Annotated in this window: 21 protein-coding genes; 4 read left to right on the forward strand and 17 right to left on the reverse strand. The window is 37.0% G+C overall.

The window, feature by feature from the left end:
* Positions 1-79: 79 nt before the first annotated feature.
* From murC to BFJ97_RS07620, 8 genes are all read right to left on the reverse strand, one after another.
* Positions 80-1,393 (reverse strand): UDP-N-acetylmuramate--L-alanine ligase, encoded by a 1,314-nt coding sequence (gene murC / locus BFJ97_RS07590; protein WP_068984020.1) that lies wholly within the window; start codon positions 1,391-1,393, stop codon positions 80-82.
* A gap of 227 nt (positions 1,394-1,620) precedes the next feature.
* Positions 1,621-4,923 carry a DNA translocase FtsK gene (locus BFJ97_RS07595; RefSeq protein WP_068984021.1) on the reverse strand — a complete coding sequence of 1,101 codons (3,303 nt, stop codon included), beginning with the start codon at positions 4,921-4,923 and terminating at the stop codon, positions 1,621-1,623.
* A gap of 187 nt (positions 4,924-5,110) precedes the next feature.
* Positions 5,111-5,725 (reverse strand): YtpR family tRNA-binding protein, encoded by a 615-nt coding sequence (gene ytpR, locus BFJ97_RS07600; RefSeq protein ID WP_068984022.1) that lies wholly within the window; start codon positions 5,723-5,725, stop codon positions 5,111-5,113.
* Positions 5,722-6,546, reverse strand: coding sequence for a DUF1444 domain-containing protein (locus BFJ97_RS07605; RefSeq protein WP_083226943.1), 825 nt, complete (start codon positions 6,544-6,546; stop codon positions 5,722-5,724). The genes ytpR and BFJ97_RS07605 overlap by 4 nt, the downstream gene beginning before the upstream one ends.
* 5 nt (positions 6,547-6,551) lie before the next feature.
* A complete protein-coding gene (locus BFJ97_RS24585) occupies positions 6,552-6,722 on the reverse strand; it encodes a hypothetical protein (RefSeq protein ID WP_175401701.1) in 171 nt (56 codons plus the stop codon).
* Between the two features lie 77 nt (positions 6,723-6,799).
* Positions 6,800-7,318 (reverse strand): hypothetical protein, encoded by a 519-nt coding sequence (locus BFJ97_RS07610; RefSeq protein WP_068984023.1) that lies wholly within the window; start codon positions 7,316-7,318, stop codon positions 6,800-6,802.
* Positions 7,319-7,412: 94 nt separating this feature from the next.
* Positions 7,413-7,934: a DUF84 family protein gene (locus BFJ97_RS07615; RefSeq protein WP_068984024.1), complete on the reverse strand. Its 522-nt coding sequence runs from the start codon at positions 7,932-7,934 to the stop codon at positions 7,413-7,415.
* Positions 7,935-7,999: 65 nt separating this feature from the next.
* Complete coding sequence (locus BFJ97_RS07620) at positions 8,000-9,076, reverse strand: M42 family metallopeptidase (protein WP_068984025.1); 1,077 nt, start codon at positions 9,074-9,076, stop codon at positions 8,000-8,002.
* Between the two features lie 354 nt (positions 9,077-9,430).
* On the opposite strand from BFJ97_RS07620, the gene BFJ97_RS07625 reads away from it, so the two are divergent.
* Entirely contained in the window at positions 9,431-9,745 is a 315-nt protein-coding gene (locus BFJ97_RS07625; protein WP_053592328.1) for a peptidase M4, read from the forward strand.
* Between the two features lie 81 nt (positions 9,746-9,826).
* Here BFJ97_RS07625 and BFJ97_RS07630 read toward each other — a convergent pair whose 3' ends face one another.
* Positions 9,827-11,053 carry a carboxylate--amine ligase gene (locus tag BFJ97_RS07630; RefSeq protein WP_068984026.1) on the reverse strand — a complete coding sequence of 409 codons (1,227 nt, stop codon included), beginning with the start codon at positions 11,051-11,053 and terminating at the stop codon, positions 9,827-9,829.
* A gap of 264 nt (positions 11,054-11,317) precedes the next feature.
* On the opposite strand from BFJ97_RS07630, the gene BFJ97_RS24020 reads away from it, so the two are divergent.
* Positions 11,318-11,656, forward strand: a complete 339-nt coding sequence (locus BFJ97_RS24020; RefSeq protein ID WP_139114391.1) for a hypothetical protein — start codon at positions 11,318-11,320, stop codon at positions 11,654-11,656.
* 80 nt (positions 11,657-11,736) lie between these two features.
* Here the strand turns inward: BFJ97_RS24020 and BFJ97_RS07640 are convergent, their stop codons facing one another.
* The 6 genes from BFJ97_RS07640 to pepV all read right to left on the reverse strand — a co-directional run bounded on the left by BFJ97_RS07640 (position 11,737) and on the right by pepV (position 17,864).
* Positions 11,737-12,600 (reverse strand): YtnP family quorum-quenching lactonase, encoded by an 864-nt coding sequence (locus BFJ97_RS07640; protein WP_068984028.1) that lies wholly within the window; start codon positions 12,598-12,600, stop codon positions 11,737-11,739.
* Positions 12,601-12,611: 11 nt separating this feature from the next.
* Positions 12,612-13,259, reverse strand: a complete 648-nt coding sequence (trmB, locus tag BFJ97_RS07645; RefSeq protein ID WP_068984029.1) for a tRNA (guanosine(46)-N7)-methyltransferase TrmB — start codon at positions 13,257-13,259, stop codon at positions 12,612-12,614.
* Between the two features lie 96 nt (positions 13,260-13,355).
* Positions 13,356-14,288 carry a diacylglycerol/lipid kinase family protein gene (locus BFJ97_RS07650; RefSeq protein WP_068984030.1) on the reverse strand — a complete coding sequence of 311 codons (933 nt, stop codon included), beginning with the start codon at positions 14,286-14,288 and terminating at the stop codon, positions 13,356-13,358.
* 3 nt (positions 14,289-14,291) lie between these two features.
* Complete coding sequence (locus BFJ97_RS07655) at positions 14,292-15,293, reverse strand: nuclease-related domain-containing protein (protein ID WP_068984031.1); 1,002 nt, start codon at positions 15,291-15,293, stop codon at positions 14,292-14,294.
* A gap of 282 nt (positions 15,294-15,575) precedes the next feature.
* The gene (gene dat / locus BFJ97_RS07660) at positions 15,576-16,430 is read right to left on the reverse strand and encodes a D-amino-acid transaminase (protein WP_068984032.1); all 855 of its coding nucleotides are present in this window, start codon (positions 16,428-16,430) and stop codon (positions 15,576-15,578) included.
* Between the two features lie 27 nt (positions 16,431-16,457).
* Positions 16,458-17,864: a dipeptidase PepV gene (gene pepV, locus BFJ97_RS07665; RefSeq protein WP_068984033.1), complete on the reverse strand. Its 1,407-nt coding sequence runs from the start codon at positions 17,862-17,864 to the stop codon at positions 16,458-16,460.
* 356 nt (positions 17,865-18,220) lie between these two features.
* Here pepV and BFJ97_RS07670 point away from each other — a divergent pair, with 356 nt between their 5' ends.
* A complete protein-coding gene (locus BFJ97_RS07670) occupies positions 18,221-18,442 on the forward strand; it encodes a DeoR family transcriptional regulator (protein WP_049667439.1) in 222 nt (73 codons plus the stop codon).
* A 366-nt stretch (positions 18,443-18,808) separates the two neighbouring features.
* Entirely contained in the window at positions 18,809-19,978 is a 1,170-nt protein-coding gene (locus BFJ97_RS07675; RefSeq protein ID WP_068984034.1) for an MDR family MFS transporter, read from the forward strand.
* Positions 19,979-20,023: 45 nt separating this feature from the next.
* Here the strand turns inward: BFJ97_RS07675 and BFJ97_RS24025 are convergent, their stop codons facing one another.
* Together BFJ97_RS24025 and BFJ97_RS07680 are read right to left on the reverse strand one after the other, a co-directional pair.
* Positions 20,024-20,272: a hypothetical protein gene (locus BFJ97_RS24025; RefSeq protein ID WP_139114392.1), complete on the reverse strand. Its 249-nt coding sequence runs from the start codon at positions 20,270-20,272 to the stop codon at positions 20,024-20,026.
* Positions 20,273-20,373: 101 nt separating this feature from the next.
* Entirely contained in the window at positions 20,374-21,888 is a 1,515-nt protein-coding gene (locus tag BFJ97_RS07680; RefSeq protein ID WP_068984035.1) for a GGDEF domain-containing protein, read from the reverse strand.
* Positions 21,889-21,942 lie beyond the last annotated feature (54 nt).

Consider the following 21,942-nt stretch of genomic DNA (forward strand, 5'->3'; position numbering starts at 1 on the left):
CTATTCCTTTCCATATCTTCGACAAAAAAAACTAATTTCCTCCTCATTTTTTGAGAAAAAACAGCTTATTCCTTACGGACTAAGCTGTTTCGTTGTTTTTTAGCACGTTTTCAAAGGCATCTTGGAATTTATGAACATCGCCAGCACCCATAAATAAAAATACTGCGCGCTCATGCTTTGTAAGCACTTCAATTCCTTCAGTAGTAATCACTGCACTACCTTCAATTAAAGATGCTAAATCTTGGATTGAAAGTGCACCTTGTGTTTCCCTTGCAGAACCAAATATATCACATAAGTAAGCTGTATCTGCAAGACTTAGACTATCTGCAAAATCCTGTAAAAAAGCTTGCGTACGTGTAAATGTATGTGGTTGGAAAATAGCTACCAGCTCACGATCTGGAAATTTTTGTCGTGCCGATTGAACTGTTGCACGTATTTCAGTTGGATGATGTGCATAGTCGTCTATTAAAACATTATTTCCAATATCCGTTTCTGTAAAACGTCTTTTTACACCTTTATAAGTGATTAAACGTTCTTGGATAATGTCTGGTGATATCCCTTCGTACTCGCAAAGTGTAATAACCGCTAATGTATTTAATACCGCGTGATCTCCAAACAATGGGATAAAGAATGTACTATAAAATTCATTGCGAACAAATACATCAAATTTTGTACCCTCTGTTGTTTTTTCAACATTACGAGCCTCAAAATCATTTTCAGCTCCAAAGCCATAATATACAACCGGTACCTTTGCTTGAATACGTTGTAGCTGTTCATCATCACCACAAGCAATAATTGCTTTTTTAACCTGTAATGCTAATGATTGAAAGGCTGAATAAACATCCTCTATGTTTGCAAAGTAGTCTGGATGGTCAAAATCAATATTAGTCATTACAGCGTAATCGGGATTGTAAGCTAAAAAGTGTCGACGGTATTCACATGCCTCCATTACAAAGAAGTCAGCATTTTCATGCCCGGCTCCTGTTCCATCACCGATTAAATATGAGGTTGGTTTATAACCTCCTACAACATGAGACATTAAGCCTGTCGTAGATGTTTTACCGTGTGCACCAGTAATAGCAATCGACGTATAATTACCGATATATTCACCTAAAAATTTATGGTAACGAACAACTTCTACACCGATTTGACGAGCACGTTCTAATTCGGGATGGTCATCAGGAAATGCGTTCCCTGCAATAATTGTCATACCTTCTTTAATATTATCTGCATTAAATGTAAAAATTGGAATATTACGTTCACGTAACGGTTGCTCCGTGAAGAAATATTTATCAACATCTGAGCCCTGTACTTGTTCACCAGCATCAAATAAGATTTGTGCAAGTGAACTCATGCCAGAACCTTTAATGCCTGTGAAATGAAAAACTGTCATTAATTAAACCCCCCGGGAATTCAATATCCCTTCTATCATCTATTAGGTGTATCGTATCTTTTACTTATTATTAGGTATTAATACCTTTTCAAGTGTTAAAAAATACGTACTAATCAACACATCTCGTCTATTATAGCACTATTTATGCACAAGGATAAATGTGTAACTTTTCTAAAAATACGAAATTTGACGTAAAAAAGATAATCTATACGAAAACAATGCAATTATTATTCAAACATAGCAATTAAATCTTCTTCCGTAATATAGCTTTCTCGTGGTTTACTTCCCCTTGCCTCAGACACAAAGCCATGAGACTCTAACATATCAATTAAACGAGCAGCACGATTGTAGCCAATATGATATTTTCGCTGAATCAAGGAAGTCGATGCGCCTCCCTGTTCATACACAAATCGGCAGACATCCTCAAACAGATCATCTTGCTCAGCTGAAACTTCCGTTTTCTTTAAAAGTTCCTCTTGATCAAATATATAATCCGGCTCCCCTTGCTCACGAACATGATCAATAATGGCTTCAATTTCATCATCTGTCACAAATGTTCCCTGCAAACGCACAGGGGCAGACATACCATTACCTAAATATAACATATCGCCTCGTCCAAGTAATCTTTCTGCGCCTTGCCCATCTAAAATAGTACGTGAATCTATTTGTGATGATACTGCAAAGGCAATACGTGTAGGAATATTTGATTTAATAAGCCCTGTAATAACGTCAACAGACGGTCTTTGAGTCGCAACAATTAAATGGATACCACAAGCACGCGCTTTTTGCGCAATACGACAGATCGCCTCTTCTACATCTGCAGGAGACATCATCATTAAATCTGCTAACTCATCAATGACAATTAGAATATACGGTAATTTTAAGCTATGTTCATTATTTTTATCCGCTATTGCATTATAACGCGTTATATCACGTGCACCTACATGAGCAAATAACTGATAACGACGCTCCATTTCCTCCACTGCCCATTTTAGTGCAGCAGTAGCAGCCTTAACATCTGTGATGACCGGGCTAACTAAATGTGGGATATGATTAAAAGGTGCTAACTCTACCATTTTAGGATCAATAAGCATCAGCTTTAATTCATGTGGCGCAGCTTTATATAGCAAACTAACCAAAAGTGAATTGATACAAACTGATTTACCAGAACCTGTAGCTCCAGCAATTAAGCCATGTGGCATTTTTCGCAAATCAATGGTTACAGGCTTCCCTGTTAAATCCAGACCCAATGCTGCTTCTAACGGTGAATCTGACTCGAGGAAAGAAGCACTATTTGTCACTTCCGATAGTCGAACAGCGCGAGATACACGATTCGGTATCTCAATGCCAATTGAGCTCTTACCAGGAATCGGAGCTTGGATACGGATATCTTTCGCTGCCAACGCAAGCTTCAAATCATCTGCTAAATTGCGGATTTTGCTAACCTTCGTACCATGACTCACTGTTATTTCAAATTGTGTTACGGCTGGTCCTTGCATAATAGATTCTATTTGAGCTGAGACTTGGAAGTAAGACAAAGCTTCAACCAATGTATCACCCTGTTGCTCCATCCACTCAGTATCCTGTGTTTTTTCCTCAGGCGGCTCTAAAAATTCATCATTTGGTTTTTGATACACATGAACAGGTTTTTGAGGTTCCTCCATTACTTGATTCTCTACTAATGTTTCATCTGATTTGGAAGGTCGCTCTGGATATTCATCTGCGTCATTAGAATCCTTCTCAGAAATCTCTATGTTGTTTGTAGGAAGCTCCTGTTCAATAGTTGCGTCTGTTTCCATTTCGGTAGTTGCTGAAATTTCGTCAGAACTCTCAATGTCTAGTTCTTTCTTTTCTAATGTCGAAACGCTAGACATTGTTGCTACTGGTGACATAGTAATAACTGATACACTGTCTGTTGCAGCATTGATTGGTGAAGTATTTTGAATAATATCTTCGTTTTCCTTCGACGATTGCGGTGCTGTTTCATTGTCCATCTCTGAAGATAAAGGATTTTTATTTTCATCTTTATTGGATGGTGTTAATCGATGTTCTATATCCAAATGAATAAGTTCAGAAGAAGACTCTTGGACTTTTTGAGCTTCTTGAACTTCTTGGGCATCCTGAGCTTCTTGGGCTTCTTGAGCTTCTTGAACTTCTTGGACTTCTTGAGCTTCTTGAGCTTCTTGAGCTTCTTGAGCTTCTTGAGCTTCTTGAGCTTCTTGAGCTTCTTGAGCTTCTTGAGCTTCTTGAGCTTCTTGAACTTCTTGAACTTCTTGAGCTTTTTGCACTTCTTGAGCTCTTTGCACTTCTTGAGCTTTTTGGGCCTCTTCAACAATTGTTGTAGTTGGCTTCGTATTTTTAAATTGCTGTTGTATTCTCCATTTCTCTTTATCTTTTTTTAGCATTAGGACATTAAAAGGAATACCGCTTTTTTCACGCTTGGCTTCTTCTACAGATTTCTCTTCTAACACCTCTTGCTCATCAGCTTCAGTTGTTGACGGCTGGATTACTGTAACTTCCCCAATGTGTATGGTAGAATTTTCTATCTGCAATTGTTCTACAACTACTTCTTTTACATGAATTTCTGATTGATTCTCTGAAAGTTGTTCACCATTCAGCTCGTGCTGAACGGCCTCTTTCACTTGATCTTCAAATTCTACGGCAAAGGAAGTTGTTTGCAGTACAGGTAATTCCGTGTTCGTTTCATCACTAGGCTGGTTCGTTTCGTCTGTAAATTTTTCATCAAAAGTAATCGGTTGCTTTGTAGGTGCTTCAATTTTTTCATGGACTTCAAGCTGTTCAGGTTCTTCTTTCTGAACTGTGCTCACAGGCTCTTTTTCTTTTAGTATATTTTCAATAGCCTCATTTGTTGTCGCTTCTTTTAAAGTCTTAGTTGCTGTAGGTATTGCAGACTCTTTCTTGTCATGCTCTTCCTTCCGCTTCTCTAATAATTGCTCAATTGGGCTCGGCTTAGAAAAACCATAAACCGGTGAAGGGACATCACTTGGTACAAAGCGCTTGTGATTAGCAGCTAAATCACGTTCAACTGTCTTTTCTGGTGAATTATTAGTTTCTTTAGGAGTAATAGGTGGTTCATTTTGCGCATCTCTAAAAACAAGACTTGCTCTTGTCCGATTCGTTTGTTCAGACTGACTTCGTGTAACTGTCGTTCTACCCGTTCGCTTCGTACGATTTGCTAATAAATCTCGAATTCCTGAAACCTCAATATCATAAACACTTGAATCCACAATATGATTATTTAAATGCCTCGGCAGAGATAAATCTTCAATTTGTCCGTAATTAGCATCCTCCATTTGATTGAATGCTTCTTTTGATGATGTTGTTGATGGTGAAGCTGAAAATTCCTCATCCTCAATTAACGGAAAACGAAAAGTTTTTGTCTGTGGTCCAGGTGCTTCTTTAAGCTGCTCAGATTGTTCTTCTTCATAGTCCTCATAAAATTCCTCATATTCGTATTCATTGTCATCTCTATTTACAAATTTATTTATTTGTTTTTTAAACCAATTCACATTATTCACTCATTTCTATTACACTTCATTTATAGCATCGTCTATGTCATTTCAAAAACAAATTCAATGTCTATAACAAAAAGCATACCATAAAAATGTAATAGAAACTTGCATATAGAGGCTCATTCTAGACAAAAAAATCGTTATGTTACTAGCATATTAGTAGCATAACGATTTTAATTATATTTTATCTAGTTGGCGTTTCAAACGCACTACCAATTACTTCATCTTCTGGTAATACTAAAATCCCTTTTTCAGAAGGTGCATTTGGTATTGCTAATTCACGTGCTGAACATAACATACCGTATGAATCAACACCTCGTAAATTACCTTCTTTAATAAGCATACCCGAAGGCATCACTGCACCGATTTTTGCCACGACAACTTTTTGACCTGCTTCAACATTAGGCGCACCACATACAATTTGTAATGTCTCTTCACCAACGTTTACAGAACAAATGCTTAGTTTATCAGCATTTGGATGCTTGTCCTTAGTTTCTACATAACCCACAACAAATTTTGGAGAAAAATCTACATCAAGACTAATTTCAGCGCCATTTTTTGCAATAGCCGCCTCTAGCTGTGCAACTAATTCTGGAGTAACCTCAACTAAACCTTTAGCATCAGTTTGTATATAGCTGCTGGCATTAAATAAATTAAATGCTTTAATTTCTCCTGTCTGTGCTTCCTTTAAAATAGCGAGATCACCTGCACGTTCTACCTCTGTTTTCACGATTGATTCTGATGCTAATTGTACTAGCAATACATCTCCTACATGCTCTTTGTTGTAAAATACATTCATTGTTTCTCTTGCTCCTTTTTAACTCTGTTTTTTGCTAATATAAAGATTGGTTCTAACTCCCCATCTTCATAAATAAAAGATAATGACGTAATCGGTACAGTACCGACAGCGAAGAAATGCATCGTCATCTGTGCTAATACATCATACCCTGTTTCATTCCGAATATCACCTACTATTAATACGTCCTGATGTGGCACAGATAACGTCATATCGCCCTCAATTTTAGTCTGCATGTCTTTCAAAAAGTTTTCATTTAAAATGCGACTTGCATCGTAGCCATCATTAGCATTAACAAAATAGAAAATATTCCCTGCAACTTCATCTTTCTTATACTTTGTTGGTAATTGCTTTACAGAAAATCGTGCCATTTCACGAATTTGCTCTACTGTTAATTGTAGTACCTCTAACATGGATTCATCAATAAAACGATAGGTTTTTCCTAAATCGAGCGCATAAAAAATACGTGTTTCAGCTGTATGTTCAGTAGTGATGAATGCATGCCCCTCCTTCGAGGCTTGAGGGTAGGATGTTGCGCGAATAACAGGATAAATTTGCGAAGTAGATTGGAATCCTTTTTCCATCTCTTGCTCCATAGCATTAAAGGTTTGCTCGATTGTATAAACAACTTCATCGATTGCAGCCCCTTGCTTGTCATTATATTTTGCTAAAATACCTGGTAGAGATAGCTCCATCCCTTTACCAATCTTTTTATGATTTAAACGTAATTTATCGTGCTTTTTGTCAAATTCAAAATCAAACGTTTCCTCATTTAATTGTTGCTTTAATAGGGACACAAGTTGTTCTGATTTAATTTGTTTCACCTAGCTCACATCCTTTCTTTATAATCAATATTGCCTCGGCGTAATTGAAACTGTCGCTTCGTTAGTACTACACTTTCGCGCAGATAATTTACTACAGGACGTGCATACTTAGACTGAGTTCCTCTACTTCTGGAATCTACACCCTCATACAACTCATCAACTATAGAAGTAGACATCTTTTATAGACTAATAAATGCTAAATGAGAGAAAACGGCTCACATGTTTGTGAACCGTTCTGTTCAAAACTATCCAATTACTTAATCTTAACCGAATGAACGATTTTCGTCATCTCATGTAAATTATCTTCAATATGTTTTCCTTGAGAAATGGTTGTCATTTTTACGCCACCGCTACTGACAATGAGCTCATATTCGTCTTCATTATCAGTTTTTGAAACAGCTGAAAAGCCGAAAATACCATCCTTTTCATATGTATTTTCTTCAATTATCTTTTTTGAACTATCCTCTTTTAATAAATTGTAATAGAGTTTACTCTCTGCATCTTCGCGATCATTGATGAAAAGAACATAACTCTTTTTTCCTTTAGTTACCAATATATTGTATGCATCTGAACTATCTTCAACTTTAAAGTTGGAAGGTAAGTATAATTCTACATCCCCAATACTATCTGTATGCTTCTCTGGCTCTCCGGCAAAGACAGTTTCTGTTGTTTGAAGTCCATTTTTAATTTGTTCATCAACAGATTGATTACAGCCAGTAAGTCCCAACAGTAAAAGCATTAAGCCTACCGCTCGTAGCCATGTATGAGACATATTTCTCTTCCTTTCATTGCTAACTTTTATTTATTTTAAAAAAATTTATGTAAAGTTGCAACTTCCCTGTTCCAATATCACTAATCCAAAAACATTACTCATGTGCTAATGTGAATAAATATTGACCAACAAGAAGCGAGACAATATGCTCAAACATCATCTGACGACTTACTACCCCTTGCGTAAAAATACCTACAGCTCCCGCACCTTGTCGAATATCTCGACGTTGTGTATATAGCTCCATCACTGGCCCAAGTTCCTTCCCAGCTCTTATTTCCTGGGCAATTTCTTCTGGTAATATAATTTGTGCGCCAGCAGCTGTATAAGTTGTGCCATTTGTTACTGTAAGAGCTCCCCAGTTACATACGTACATAACACCATCAATTTCCGTTACTCCACCCTCTAGTCCAAACGATAATTGAGCACCCGTCTCATTCATTGCATTTTTTGAACGGTTTATGGCCCCCATTCGTGTTTCTTCATGAGTCATCGGTTGATCAGATACTTGTGAAGCAGCCTTAACATAGGTAAAAATCGGTTTATCAAAATATTTTCTAGCTATAACTTCAACTGCCTCTGTTTTTGCTTTGTTTGTTGTCCCAATAGCTATCTTCATTTTTCCAATCCCTCTTTCTTTTCATAGAAAAAGATGCCCTAAAGGCACCTCCGGCGGATGTTACTTTACACATTAGCGCGAATCGTCTCTAATGTCGAACGATCTGCTTTTTTCACTAGTTCCACAATTAAAGCTTTTGCAGCTGCATAGTCATCAATATGAATAATTGATGCAGCTGTATGAATATAGCGTGAGCAAATACCGATTACCGCACTTGGCACACCATCATTTGCTGTGTGTACACGCCCTGCATCAGTTCCACCTTGTGATACAAAATATTGATAAGGTATATGATTTGTTTCAGCCGTATCTAAAATGAACTCACGCATGCCTCGATGTGTGACCATTGTACGGTCCAAAATACGCAATAAAGCACCTTTTCCAAGTTGACCAAATTGATTTTTTTCTCCTGACATATCATTTGCAGGTGAAGCATCTAGAGCAAAAAACAAATCTGGTTTAATCATATTTGCGGATACTTGAGCACCACGTAGACCAACTTCTTCCATTACATTCGCGCCTGAATATAAATGTGAGGCTAGCTTTTCATCCTTTACTTCTTTCATCAATTCAATTGCCAATCCACAGCCATAGCGGTTATCCCAAGCTTTCGCCATAATTTTCTTCGGATTAGCCATCGGTGTAAATGGACAGACAGGGATAATTGATTGACCCGGACGAACGCCAAGTGCAATAGCATCCTCTTTATTATCTGCACCAACATCTATTAGCATATTTTTAATATCCATCGGTTTAGAACGTTCAGCATCTGTTAGTAAATGTGGAGGTATTGATGAAATCACACCAGGAATCGCACCATTTTTAGTAAATACTTCAACACGTTGCGCTAGCATAACCTGATTCCACCAGCCACCTAATGTTTGAAAGCGGAGCATCCCGTTGTCGGTAATAGAAGTAACCATAAATGCCACTTCATCCATATGACCTGCAACCAATATTTTTGGTGCATCAGCAACATCACTGTGCTTTACACCGAAAATCCCACCTAAATTATCCTGAACGATTTCATCCGAGTACTTTTCCAACTCAGAACGCATGAACGCACGTACAGCATGTTCATTACCCGGAGCGCCTGGTAATTCCGTTAACGTTTTAAATAATTGTAATGTTTCCTCATTCATGATGACTCTCTCCCCACGAAGTAGAATATTCTTCCTTGCTATTGTAACACATTTATCTTCATTCAGTAGAAGACTCCTACCTCTGAATGTGGTGAGATGAATACGAGTGAGGTTTCTTTTCAGTGGGTATCCAAACACTTACTGAATGAAGATAAAGCCTCTGGCAGATGTCACGGATTTTGAAAGGAATGAATTGTGCGTGCACAATTCAAAATCCGGACACAATTACGCCAAGGCGAAATCGATTGCTGAATTCAAAATATTGATACATTTCCTAAAAGCGCTCATGTGTGAACGTGCATTCAATCCGTATGCTATGTTAAAATGAACCTATAGAAAAAGGAGGAAAAAAGCATGAAATTACGTGATTTTTTAATTGGTGTTGCAACTGGCCTAGCTGCCGCAGTCATTGTTAAAGAAGCAAGTGAAAAGGTTTCTCCGTATGTACCTGCTGGACAAGTACTCGAAAACATAAAAAAAGAATTTAAAAAGGATTCGCCGATTGATGGTTCTTGGATTTTTATGAAAACTGACAATTTCACAAACGGCATTATGACAATTCCAGTATACCGTGGAGGTATCTCACGTATGCATGAGGGCGAAATGCAAACCTTTGAATTCGCTGCTGACGCCCGCTCAGGTGTAGTTGTCGAGCTAACAGAAGTGTAACCTTACTCTGCAATACGCGATCAAAAATTATAGAACCCTACGAAAGAAGCCATCTCAGCTATTTGAGATGGCTTCTTTGTTTTACTCAGACAATCCTTTATTGTTGAAGTATTTTTTATATTTTCGATAATAATTTAAATTATTTAACGTTAGCTTCACCCAACGCTTTGCATTCATATCTTGATTATAGTAAAGAGAGTTTGTATATTTCCCTTCACGAATTAATTTTTTCGCTTCTAATTTAAGCTTTTCATTTGAGGCATATTTGAATAATACGCCCTTAGGAATGATCATCCATAAGTGCTTATCTTGAACATACGTTACATCCTGTTCAATATTTAACATATGGTCATCAGCTACATACTTCATTAAATTATGACCACTTGCTGTTACATAATAGCTTGAGCGACCATTACGTAGGTTAATTTCAAACAACTTATACTGTTTGTCTCGCATATCGTATTTCATATCAAAGTTAGCAAAACCTGTGTAACCGATATCTTCTAAAAAGGAACGTACTTGATCCAATAATTCTTTATCGTATGTTGTCACGATCGCTGCATAACTACCAATACCCTCAGGTGAATGCTCTTCTAAGATTGGGTTTCCTAGACACATTAGCTTCACTTTGCCGTCTTTCCCGACATAGGCATTTAATACACGCATATATGAATCATCACCTGGGATGAATTCTTGAATAATCATTGTATCCTGATAGGTTGAGCTATAGATTGCTTTTAAAATGGCTGTTTTTTCAGCTTCATCATGTGCAACGAATACTTTTTTCTTACCTGGGAATTTACATGCCCAGTATTCCACTGAGTTCGATGCCTTTAAAATAATTGGATAATCGAACGGTGGTGTAAAGTTTTCGTAATTATCAGCTGTCACTGTCGTCGTACCTGGATACTTAAAATTGTACTTATCACACATTTTATAGAAATTTTCTTTTAATAAAATTTCATCCATTAATGATTCATCGATATATGGTACTGTAAAATGCTCCTGCAATGCCGGCTTATTTTTGATAATAAGTTTTGCATAGTCATCACCACAAGCTAACAACAGTAGTTTTTTATTTGAATATTTTTTCGCGACTTCTGCAAGTGCAGGTGCAAACACATCCTGTTCATTTAAGCGATCAATTGCTTGAAAATTTATAATGTGGCTGTCTTGTGTTGCCGTTAAATGTGAACGCCCTAATACAAGTGGTTTAATACCATATGCCTCGTAAAATGCACGTGCCATACCATATGCATTCATATCTGATCCTAGTAATACTGGTAAAAATGGTTGTTCAGTTGTCATGTAATTTCAACTCTCTTTTGTGTTTTAGTATAGCTTTTAGTGTATCATATTTTACAAAATGTTCACGAAAAAAAGTGTCAAAAAAATGGGGTATAGACAATTAAGCATATCTTCATAACGTTAAGTTGATTTCTGTTCCTACTATACAACTACAATAATTTATATCACATAGCTTACGTTTACATAAAACAATAAGTGAAGTTCCGTTTTATCACTATAAATTAGAGTGACATACCAGAGATACATACTACGTGAAGCGTTTGATTGGAGTGGAGACTGGGCGACTCCTCGGGGATTAGCGATAAAGGAACAAAGGTTAAAAGCATCACGTCCTGTGATAACGCCTTTGTGACCAACATCCTTTTGGTCCAAGCGGCTCATCGGACGCCCCCAGGAAGCTTTGCTCTGTGCGAAAGTGCAACGACAGCAACATTGTTTTTTCTGTGCGAAAGTGCAACGACAGCAACATTGTTTTTTCTGTGCGAAAGCGTAGCGACAGCAACATTGTTTTTTCTGTGCGAAAGTGCAACGACAGCAACAACAAAGCGCCCAGTCGAAACGGAAATCAAACCCTATTTTGCCAAAGAGCGATACTTTATTTAATTCCCTTAATTTTATTGACACAATAGTTTTCAACACTATGAAAAAAACGTGCGAACACAAAGGTTCACACGTTCTATTAATTAGAATGTAATAACAGCTTGTCTGCTACGTTCTAGTTTATCTACAATTTCTTTACCTGTTTCATCCCATTTAATCATGCGATAATAGGCATCATGATAAAAGATAAAGCCATAACCATTCGCAAGCGCTTCTTTCATAATACGCTCTTTTGCAAAGACACTCGCCATTGGATAATCATCATACGCTAATACCCATAATGGATTTTGATGCGCATGTGTCGGCATAATATCCGCCATATGCAATAATACTTCGCCGTTTTGTGTTAATTTTATTACGGCATGTCCATCACTATGACCACCAGTATGAATCATTTCAATCCCAGGAACTATCTCTAACGTACCTTCATACGTTTCAACTAAATGCTGAACTGGCTCCCAGTTTTCTTTCCAATACGTATTTTTTGAGCGAATATTTGGCTCACGCATCTCGTCCCACTCAATTTTCGTCACATAGATTTTTGCATTTGGGAATGTTGGTACAAGTACTTCGCCTTCCCATTGCGTTAAACCACCAGCGTGATCGAAATGTAAATGCGTCATTAACACGACATCAATATCAGCTGTAGTTAATCCTAACTCCTGTAAGCTAGCCGCTAATGTTGATTCTTCAGTAACACCAAAGTTACGTAGCTGTTTTTCATTTAATTTGTTAAAGCCAACACCCGTATCAATAATATAGTTTTTACCTTCATATTGAACTAAGATTGGCTCAGTCGGTAACTCAATTTGATTTTTTTCGTTTACCGGATACTTGCGTGCCCAAAGTGGTTTGGGCACAACTCCAAACATAGCACCGCCATCAAGGCAAGTGACACCCCCGTTTAGCCATGATAATGACATGTTGTGAAACTGTAACTGATCCATCCATACTCCCCCTATTTAGTAATGAATTGTGATTCTAGACGATAAATCGGCTGTCCTTTCGCAGAAAATTTCTGCTCATATTCAGTCATCACATTATCCTCAGGCATATTCGCATGTAAGTCGAGTGATACATACTTTAGTAACATACCGTATTCAGACATACTAATTAACGAATACTCAAACAAACCACGGTTGTCCGTTTTAAAATGGATTTCCCCATTATCCACTAAAATCGACTCATATAATTTCAAAAAATCCCCGTGCGTTAAACGTCGCTTAGCATGGCGCGTTTTCGGCCAAGGATCTGAGAAATTCAGATACACACGGTCTACATCATTTTTACCAAAATATTTATATAAATCTGCGCCATTTACTTTTAATAATCGTAAATTCGCTGGAGATTTAGCCTCTAAAATTTTTTCCAATGCACAAACGATTACACTGTCATAAAGCTCAATGCCAATATAATTTATATCTGGATTTTGTAAGGCCATACCCGTGACAAATTGTCCTTTCCCAGTACCTACTTCAATATGTAGTGGGTTGTCATTTCCGAAAACAGCCTGCCAATTCCCTTTAAAGTCTTCAGGATTCGGGATGATCACCTCTGAATGATTCGTAATCATTTCCTCCGCCCAAGGCTTATTTCTTAATCTCAATTTTTTTCCTCATTTCTTTCTCGTGAAATTATTGATTTGTTATAGTATAACTTATAACCATCAAATTCGCATGAAATTATTGCGAAATGATATTTTTTAATAGTTCTTTGATATAATCTGCCACGCATCACGTTGGACTGTACAGTGAATTCTCGTACCTTTTCTAATTTCCCCAATATAGTTACCATCTGTATGACAATCTACGTCATTTGCATGCACAAAAATATCAAATTGATTGCCTTGCAAAAAAGAAATCTCTTTAAATTTTGTATGTTTTCCAAAAAACACAGTGACAAATACCAGTAGTAATTTGAGACGTGAAATACTGTGAACGATTGTTATTTCGATTTGTCCATCATTAGGGATAGAGGAAGGCGAAATTTTCATACCTCCTCCGAAATAAGGATGATTGCTCATCGCAACAAACCATGCCTGCTGAAATTGCCACTCTTGCTCGTTTGCTTGAATGATTACATCAAAACGTTCAAAGCTAAATAGTCCTCTTACAACAGCCACAGCATAGGATAACTTGCCGAACCCAATTTTATTGAGGTAAAACTTTAAACGAGATTTATTAATGTGCTTTGTAACAAATGCATCAAAGCCCACACCTGCATTGTTAACAAATATCTCGTGTTGGAGTGCTCCAAGGTGAATAGCTCCGACATCCATCATTTTATCGGCAATCTCCGTCTGCAAATAGGCTTCGATTTGTTTTACATTTTTAAAAGTAGTAAAGTATCGTGCAAAATCATTCCCAGAGCCAGCACGCACTACACCAATAACTATAAATTCATTATGTAAAACACCACTCACTACCTCATGTATTGTGCCGTCACCGCCAACTACAACAATTAGTTTTTTTGTACGTGTATCGTCCGCACATTTTTTCGCAAGTTCCTGTCCATGTCCTTCATATTCTGTAAAAGCAACTTGATAATCAATTGTCAAATGGCGTTGAAGATGGCACCAAACTTTCTTACCTTTTCCATTCCCAGCTGCTTCATTTACAATAAATAACACTTGCATTTATTAATCCTCAGCTGGTTGAGAAGATTTCTGCCAAATATCCCGGTTAAAGGATGTTGTTTGTACATTGTTTAAAATCGTTTGGGCAGCTCGAATTTGCATATGCTTCATCGGGGAGGACACTTTCTTTAAATGTTCCATCCATTCTCCGTAGTTTCGACGATCAATAAACTGAATGCCAAAGGATGTACCTGGATAATCGAAGTAGCCATTACGTGTTAAAACAACTTTACGAATTGGCATATCTATATTGTCCTGCTTAAATAATTGAGTTAATACAGATTCCATACGATTTAGATTTATCAATGGATTAAGGACTTTTGAATCTTTCGTTCCTACTTTTTTTATCCAGAATCGTTCACTACCACCCACATAAACTGCTTGATTTTCCGCATCTAGCACTGTAATGCAAATACATTCTGTTGGTGACATTAGTACGACATCAAGCTCTATGGGTGCTTTTCTGATTTGTAAAATAGGGTAATAAAAAAGCAGATAATTATCTGGTAATTTTTGCAACAAATCTCGCAACAAGGAATCACGCATAAAACGAGGATCTACATACGACTTTTCACGTAGTGTTGAACTTGCCCATTTCATCTGAAAATGGAAAAATTGATCGATAAACATACGCTTTAATTCATGGATAGATTGCGGCGCATAGACAATTTTAGGTTCAAATGTTAAAGTCGTTTCTTCTTCTGGTATGCTTTCTTCATCACTCACCAGTTCATTCGTTATTTCTACCTGTTCAACGTCCCCACTGTCTGCCTTCTGGCGACCCGCAAACCATTTTTTCAATAAAGAAAATCGCTCTTTCTCTTCAAAAGAATCATTTTCAGAATCGTTGTCATGTTGCCACTCACTAATTTCTTCTCCTAACTCCCACTGTCGCTTAACACGTTCCCATTGACTATTCTTTAAGCGTACAAATTGTGTTGGATATCTCGCTAAATCAATTTGATAGCGTGAGATATAATCTTGTAATTTCACTAATTGTGCCATTTTAAGGTCACTCCAATCTTACTCGCCCTAATATCTAAACTCCCTGACTACGTTTTTGAGGGTACTCAAAAACATTATCAATAGCTATTTGCATTCATTACATCGTCATTTGTTCTTTGATTTTAAATATGTAAACTTCAGGCTATGTAGTTAAATCATCATCTTATTTATTTTACATGACGTTCCAGAAGAAAACATCCATAATTTGTTCTATAGAAAAAGAGAACTACCCTAGTAGCTTGGGATAAAACCAAGTTAAGGTAGCTCTCTTGAAAGCGTAACTTATTTAGCATTAATGGAAAGCGGTAATTTCGCCTCAAATGCTTGCTGTAATTTTCGAGTCCATTCACCTGGAACTCCAGCACCAATTTTGTTACCATCGACATCGATCACCGGTGTTACTTCCGAAGATACAGATGATACAATTACCTCATCCATCGTTAATAAATCAGCCTTTGTCATCGGTTCTTCAATAACAGTTAGGTTAATCTCCGCAGCACATTTTAAAATAACTTGGCGTGTAATACCGTTTAAAATGAAGTTATTTGCAGGGTGTGTATAAAGCTTACCATCTTTAATGCCATAAACATTCGCTGATGAACATTCTGTTACGACATCTCCACGATGTAAAATAGCTTCATAGCAACCTTTTTCAGAAGCTTCTTGCTTTGCCAGTACAGCGCCTAGTAAATTTAAGGATTTAATATCACAACGTAACCAACGGATATCCTCTACAAAAGTAGCCTTAACACCTTTTTCAAAATTTTCATATGAACGCTCGCCAACTTTAACATTCCCTGTTAATACAGCTGGAACACTTGCATCTGGGAAAATATGATTACGAGAAGTTGTACCACGTGTAATTTGGAAGTAAACATGTCCAGTGTCTAAATTATTTGTCTCAATAAGTTCATGTAATAATTTGTGTAATACGTCTTTAGTATAAGGAATGACAAGACGAATTTTTTCGGCACTCGCATAGAAACGATCAATATGTTCTTGTGCTGTGAACATGTTGCCGTTATAAACTTTAATTACTTCATAAATGCCGTCACCAAATTGGTAACCTCTGTCTTCTGGGGATACTGCAATAGATCCTTCTTCAACGATTTGATCATTCCATAATGAATATGCCATGTTTCGCTCATCCTTTTCAGCTTTAAATTATTTGTTTCCTGCAAGTTCAACAATTGCTTCAGCGTAAATAGCTGTTGCTTTTATAAGATTTTCAATGACAACAAACTCATCTGCACGATGCGCTACGTCAGGTTCGCCTGGGAACAGCATACCGAATGCCACACCTTTTTTCATGACACGTGCATACGTACCACCACCTGTAGAAAGTAAAGGTGTTTCATAATCTCCTGTTTGACGTCTATAGATATCAGCTAAAGTCTGAATCAATGCATCATCCTCACTTACATAATGCGGCTTTGAATCATCTTGAATATCCAATGAAAATCCTTTAGCCACCGCTATACGTTGTGCTTCGGTAATTTTTTCATCAAACGGATAAGTGACTGAATAACGCATACTAATCACCATACTGCCACCTTTAGCTACATCAAAGCTCACAATCCCTGGATTTAATGTAGTTTTACCAGACATTTCGTCCTCAAATTGTAGTTCAAGCATGTTGCCATAATGATCTTGATAAAAAACATCTGCGGTAAAGTCGACAAATTGCTTACTTGCCTCTGTCGTCAACTCATGCTGTAAAAATGCTGCAAGATAAACAGCTGCATTGACCCCTTTTTCTGGTTCCATAGCGTGGGCTGCTTTACCTTTGATAGTTATTATATAGTGAGAACCCTCGATTAATAAAGAGCCTTCTAGCTGATTTTCGCTTAAATATGTGTGAAAATTCTGTTCGAATTGCGGAGAAACAAATTGCACTGTCGCTTCTGCAAAATCAGGTACCATATTTGGTCGCTTTCCAGCATTAAATAGTAATAGCTGTTCTTTCGTTGCATCACCAGTTTTATTTTGAGAGAACACTAGCTCTGCAATGCCTTTTTCTGCATTGATGAGTGGGAAATCCGCATCTGGCGCAAATCCAATAGTCGGCATTTCCTCGTGTTTAAAATAGTGGTCGACACAGCGGAAGCCTGTTTCTTCATCTGTACCAATAATCATTCGTACTCTTTTATCAAGCTGAATGCCTGCATCTTTAACAAGTTTCATAGCCATCCATGCTGCAATAGTTGGTCCCTTATCATCTATTGCACCACGGGCGAATAGTTTACCATCTGCAACAGTGCCACTAAATGGTGGGTATGTCCAATTTCTTTCATCACCAACAGGTACTACATCAACATGACATAAAATACCTAATAAATCTTCACCTTCACCCATCTGTATATGCCCTGCATAATTATCAATATTTTTCGTTTGCAGTCCTTCAGCTTGGCCCTTTGCTAATAACCATTCAAGAGCCTTTAATGGACCATCACCGAAAGGTACTTCAGTAGTGATCGTATTCTCATCGAGTACACTATTAATTTGCACAAGCTCCTGTAAATCTTGTATTAATTCATCTTGCCTTTCTTTTGCAGCTTGTAACCAATCCATACGATGTACCTCCTCCAATTTCATAACATTATTCTACTCTTTACACCTTAAATTACAATCATCTTTCTGACAACTGTTTTTACAATCTTCCTCTAACACTACCATATATAGCATGTTCTTCGCTTTTTTCCACAAAATACAGTATAAATTTTTTATTTAAATTGTAAATTTCCCTTGCATTCACTAGAAAATCAACTAGTTTTTCTATATAATAAAGTTATCAGAATAATTGTTCTGAATATAAAATTAGAAAAGGGGATGTCTAAGGCAGCTACTTATTAGCCTAAGTGCACTCCGCACATATTGTCGTCCGCTAGTCTTTGCCAAGAGAAATAAGATGAAGGAGTGGTTCATTTATGAAACCAACTACTGATCGAATGCTTAATCGTATTAAAGACGTGTACATGTTTATTTTAGACAAAGGAACCGTGTCTACACAGGATTTAGTCGAAGAGTTTAGTATCACTCCTCGCACCGTTCAAAGAGATTTGAACGTGTTAGCCTTTAACGATTTGGTGATGAGTCCAAGTCGAGGCAAATGGACAACGACGAAGAAAAAAGTAAAATTGACGTCTTAGTTTTTACGTTTAACACGTAAAGCATTTTGTATGGGAAAAGAATGACCTTTCGTCGTGGTCATTCTTTTTTTGTTGTCTTGTAATTGTTGATGCCCTCATCTATTCATCAATTATGCCTAATTGCGTCCGGAATCCACTTTGTGCTTTCATAAAGAGCTCTTCGGAACAGAAATCCCCCCGCCTTTTAATCCGTTTCACTTATATGGGGATTCCAGTTCATTTCTCTCCTCAATTTGCTAAGAATTACATGCATTTTTATAAATATTTTGTTCTTCAGCGTTATCCCTGTTTATTTTTTGACTATTTACAATTGCTCAACAATCCGTTAAAATCGAAACATTCTATATTTTGGAAGGAGGATTTTCTATGAAACTTCCCAAACTGTTCCATCCACTCGTTTGGATTATTTTAGGCGGAACTATTTTCACACGCATTGCAAGTTTTATGGCAATGCCCTTTCTAGCAATTTACCTACATAATGAAATTGAAGCCTCCCCTTTACAAATAGGTTTGACAATTGGTATTGCACCATTAATCTCCACTGTAGGAGGTTTCATAGGTGGTTATTTAACAGACCGATTTGGTAGGAAAAGAATCATTTTGCTTACTATTATTGTTTGGAGTATCGTGTTCTTCGGCTTTGCAATCGCACAGACTGTTTGGGTCTTCGTAGCATTAAACGCCTTGAATGGCTTATGTCGTTCCTTCTTTGAGCCTTCCACCCAGGCATTAATGATTGATTTTACTCCCGCTGACAAACGAAAAAGATTGTTTTCATTACGCTATACGGCGATTAACATAGCTGCGGTGATCGGTCCCGTTATCGGTGTTTATATTTCTCAATTATCCAGCCCAAGTATCCCTTTTATGCTGACAGGAACTATGTATATTATTTATGCTGTATTTTTATATTTCGTTTTAAATTGCTATAAAATGCAACAACAAAAAGCTGCAACACAAACAAAAATATTGCAAACCTTCACAATACTAATAACAAATCGTGTACTATTAAGTTTTATTTTTGGTGCAATTTTAATAAATATTGGTTACTCTCAATTTGATTCGACACTGCCACAAATCATTGAGCTCAAAATTGAAGACGGTACTAAGCTTTTTTCTCTACTCATTTCGCTAAATGCAGCAGTTGTGTTATTACTACAATTACCGATTAGTATACTATCTGAACGCTTTTCATCGGCAGCCACTCTATTAGTAGGAATCCTGTTCTTGGCGTTTGGTCTTTTATTATTCGGCCTCTCAAACAACTATCCGCTGTATATAATCGCTATGATTATATTTACGATTGGTGAGATTTTCGCCTTTCCAACTATGAATGTCATGATTGATGAAATTGCGCCTGATACACAAAAGGCAACCTATTTAGGAGCAGCCCAATTTAAAAATTTTGGGGGCTTTGTTGGGCCAATTATTGGTGGGTGGCTATTATCACATTATATGAATGCAACGTTTGCAGTCATCGCTGTTGTTGTTTTATGCAGTTGTCTATTTTATAGAATCAATTATGCCTCTGCATAATTGTGTCCGGAATCGGCTTTGTGCTTACTGCTAGATGCAGGTCAGTTAGCCGTTATCGTATGGATGCGATGATTTTAAGCTACCATCCTTTATTAACTCCTTTCCGATTTCGTGACATCCGCCAGGAGGCTTTGGGCCAACAAGATGTTGGTCACTCAGTCGTTGTGCCACAGGACGTGGCGTTTTTAGACTGAGTAGCTGACGCATTGCTTTCGCTACAAAAACCATCTGCTGAAAGAAGTTAAAACTTAAGCCGCTACAGTAACTAGACTTCAGACAAAAAAATCGCTCCATTTCTTTTAGCGAATCTCAAGCATTTGAAAAACTTGCTTGGACTCACTATTAGGAATGGAGCGAGCAATATTACAATTTATCCTTATAATTTTTAAGTGGTTTTAGCTTTCTTCATCAGCAGCAACCTCTTCATAACTGGAGTATTGGTCTTTACCAGCATTTTTCGATTGATATAATGCCTTATCTGCACGCTCAAATAAACTTCTTTCTGACTCATCCGGATGAATGCAAATGGCACCGCCCATACTGACTGAAAGTACAGACCATCTATCAATAGTGACTTTATCAACATACTTCAAGTGGCGAATTTTCTCCAAAATAGAATTCGCTATTTGCTGTATAGCTTCTTCCTTCGCGTCATACAAAACAACTGCAAATTCATCCCCACCGAACCTTACAACAAAGCCATTCCTTTCCACTTCTTGTTTTAAAATTCTTGCTGTTTCAATCAGGATTTTATCTCCTTCGCCATGTCCAAATCGATCATTTACTTGTTTAAAATTATCTAAATCTAGCAACAATAAACCAGGTTGATTCATCTTCCTTTTCCTTAATAACTTGTCCATTTTTCTAATATAGGTAGCACGATTATAGACATTTGTTAACGGATCGTATGTTGCAAGATGCATCGTTTTGGAAAGGAGTTTATTGATGACTAATAGCATTATGAAAGAAGTTACTAATGCAATACAAAGCAATAGCTGAAACTGCTTTGTATTTTTAGCTAGCGCCTTTAATTCTGTGAAATTACCATATTTCACAAACACAACCCTTTTAGAAGATTCCCCTCGAACCGTTTCTGCTTCGTATGGTAAAAAACGATACTTTTCAATATAGCCATTTTGAAACTCCTCTTGAAATTCCGTTGGCTGCATCGTTTTTCTTGCTAACTCAAAATGCTCTTGAAATTTTTTCGATTGATCTGTTACAGTTGTTTTACTGGCTTTAGAATAATCAAAGAAAACTCCCCCCGCATTTATCGTTTGTACCTCTAACAAATCAGCATATTTATCAATTAAATATTCAGATGTCTTTTCAAAGTTAAAAGTTTGGAACACAGGATTATCAAGTAAGTCTATACCTAACTCAAATAAATATTTGTTATCAGGTGTCGCTAAATAGCTAAATTTTCGATAGCCCCCTGTTGTTGTCGAAATATCTATGCCATCACTGTAGAATTCCCCGCTTGCTCGACGTTCATCTAGTAAAGCAGAAAAACGTATGCAGCATTTTGAAAAATTTAATCCTTTATCTTTTTCAAAAGTTGTATAAATTACAGTATTTGATTGATCGAGTATGTACACATCCATACCATGTTCGTTTTTAATCTTCTGCAAATCCCACGTCGCTATATCTGGATTTTCTCTATAATATGTAATTAGTTTCCGGAGTTCTTCTTCCATTTTGTCAGAGATATTCTTATCAAAATAATAATGGGCATTATCTACAGTTTGCATATCTGTCAGAATATGCTTTTCAATTAACTCTCTATTCAAGGCTTCTTGTTCTTCTATATCTGCCATTAGTATTTGCCTGTTGACATAAGAAATGACAGCAACCAGTACTAATGCAAAGACAATTAAAGATATTAATAATTTAATTCTCAGGTTTTTCATTAATTTGTCCTCTACTTAATTTCACCATCTTTTTTCTGAAAGATTTAGAGATTT

Source organism: Lysinibacillus xylanilyticus, assembly GCF_001708185.1.
Lineage (GTDB): Bacteria > Bacillota > Bacilli > Bacillales_A > Planococcaceae > Lysinibacillus > Lysinibacillus xylanilyticus_A.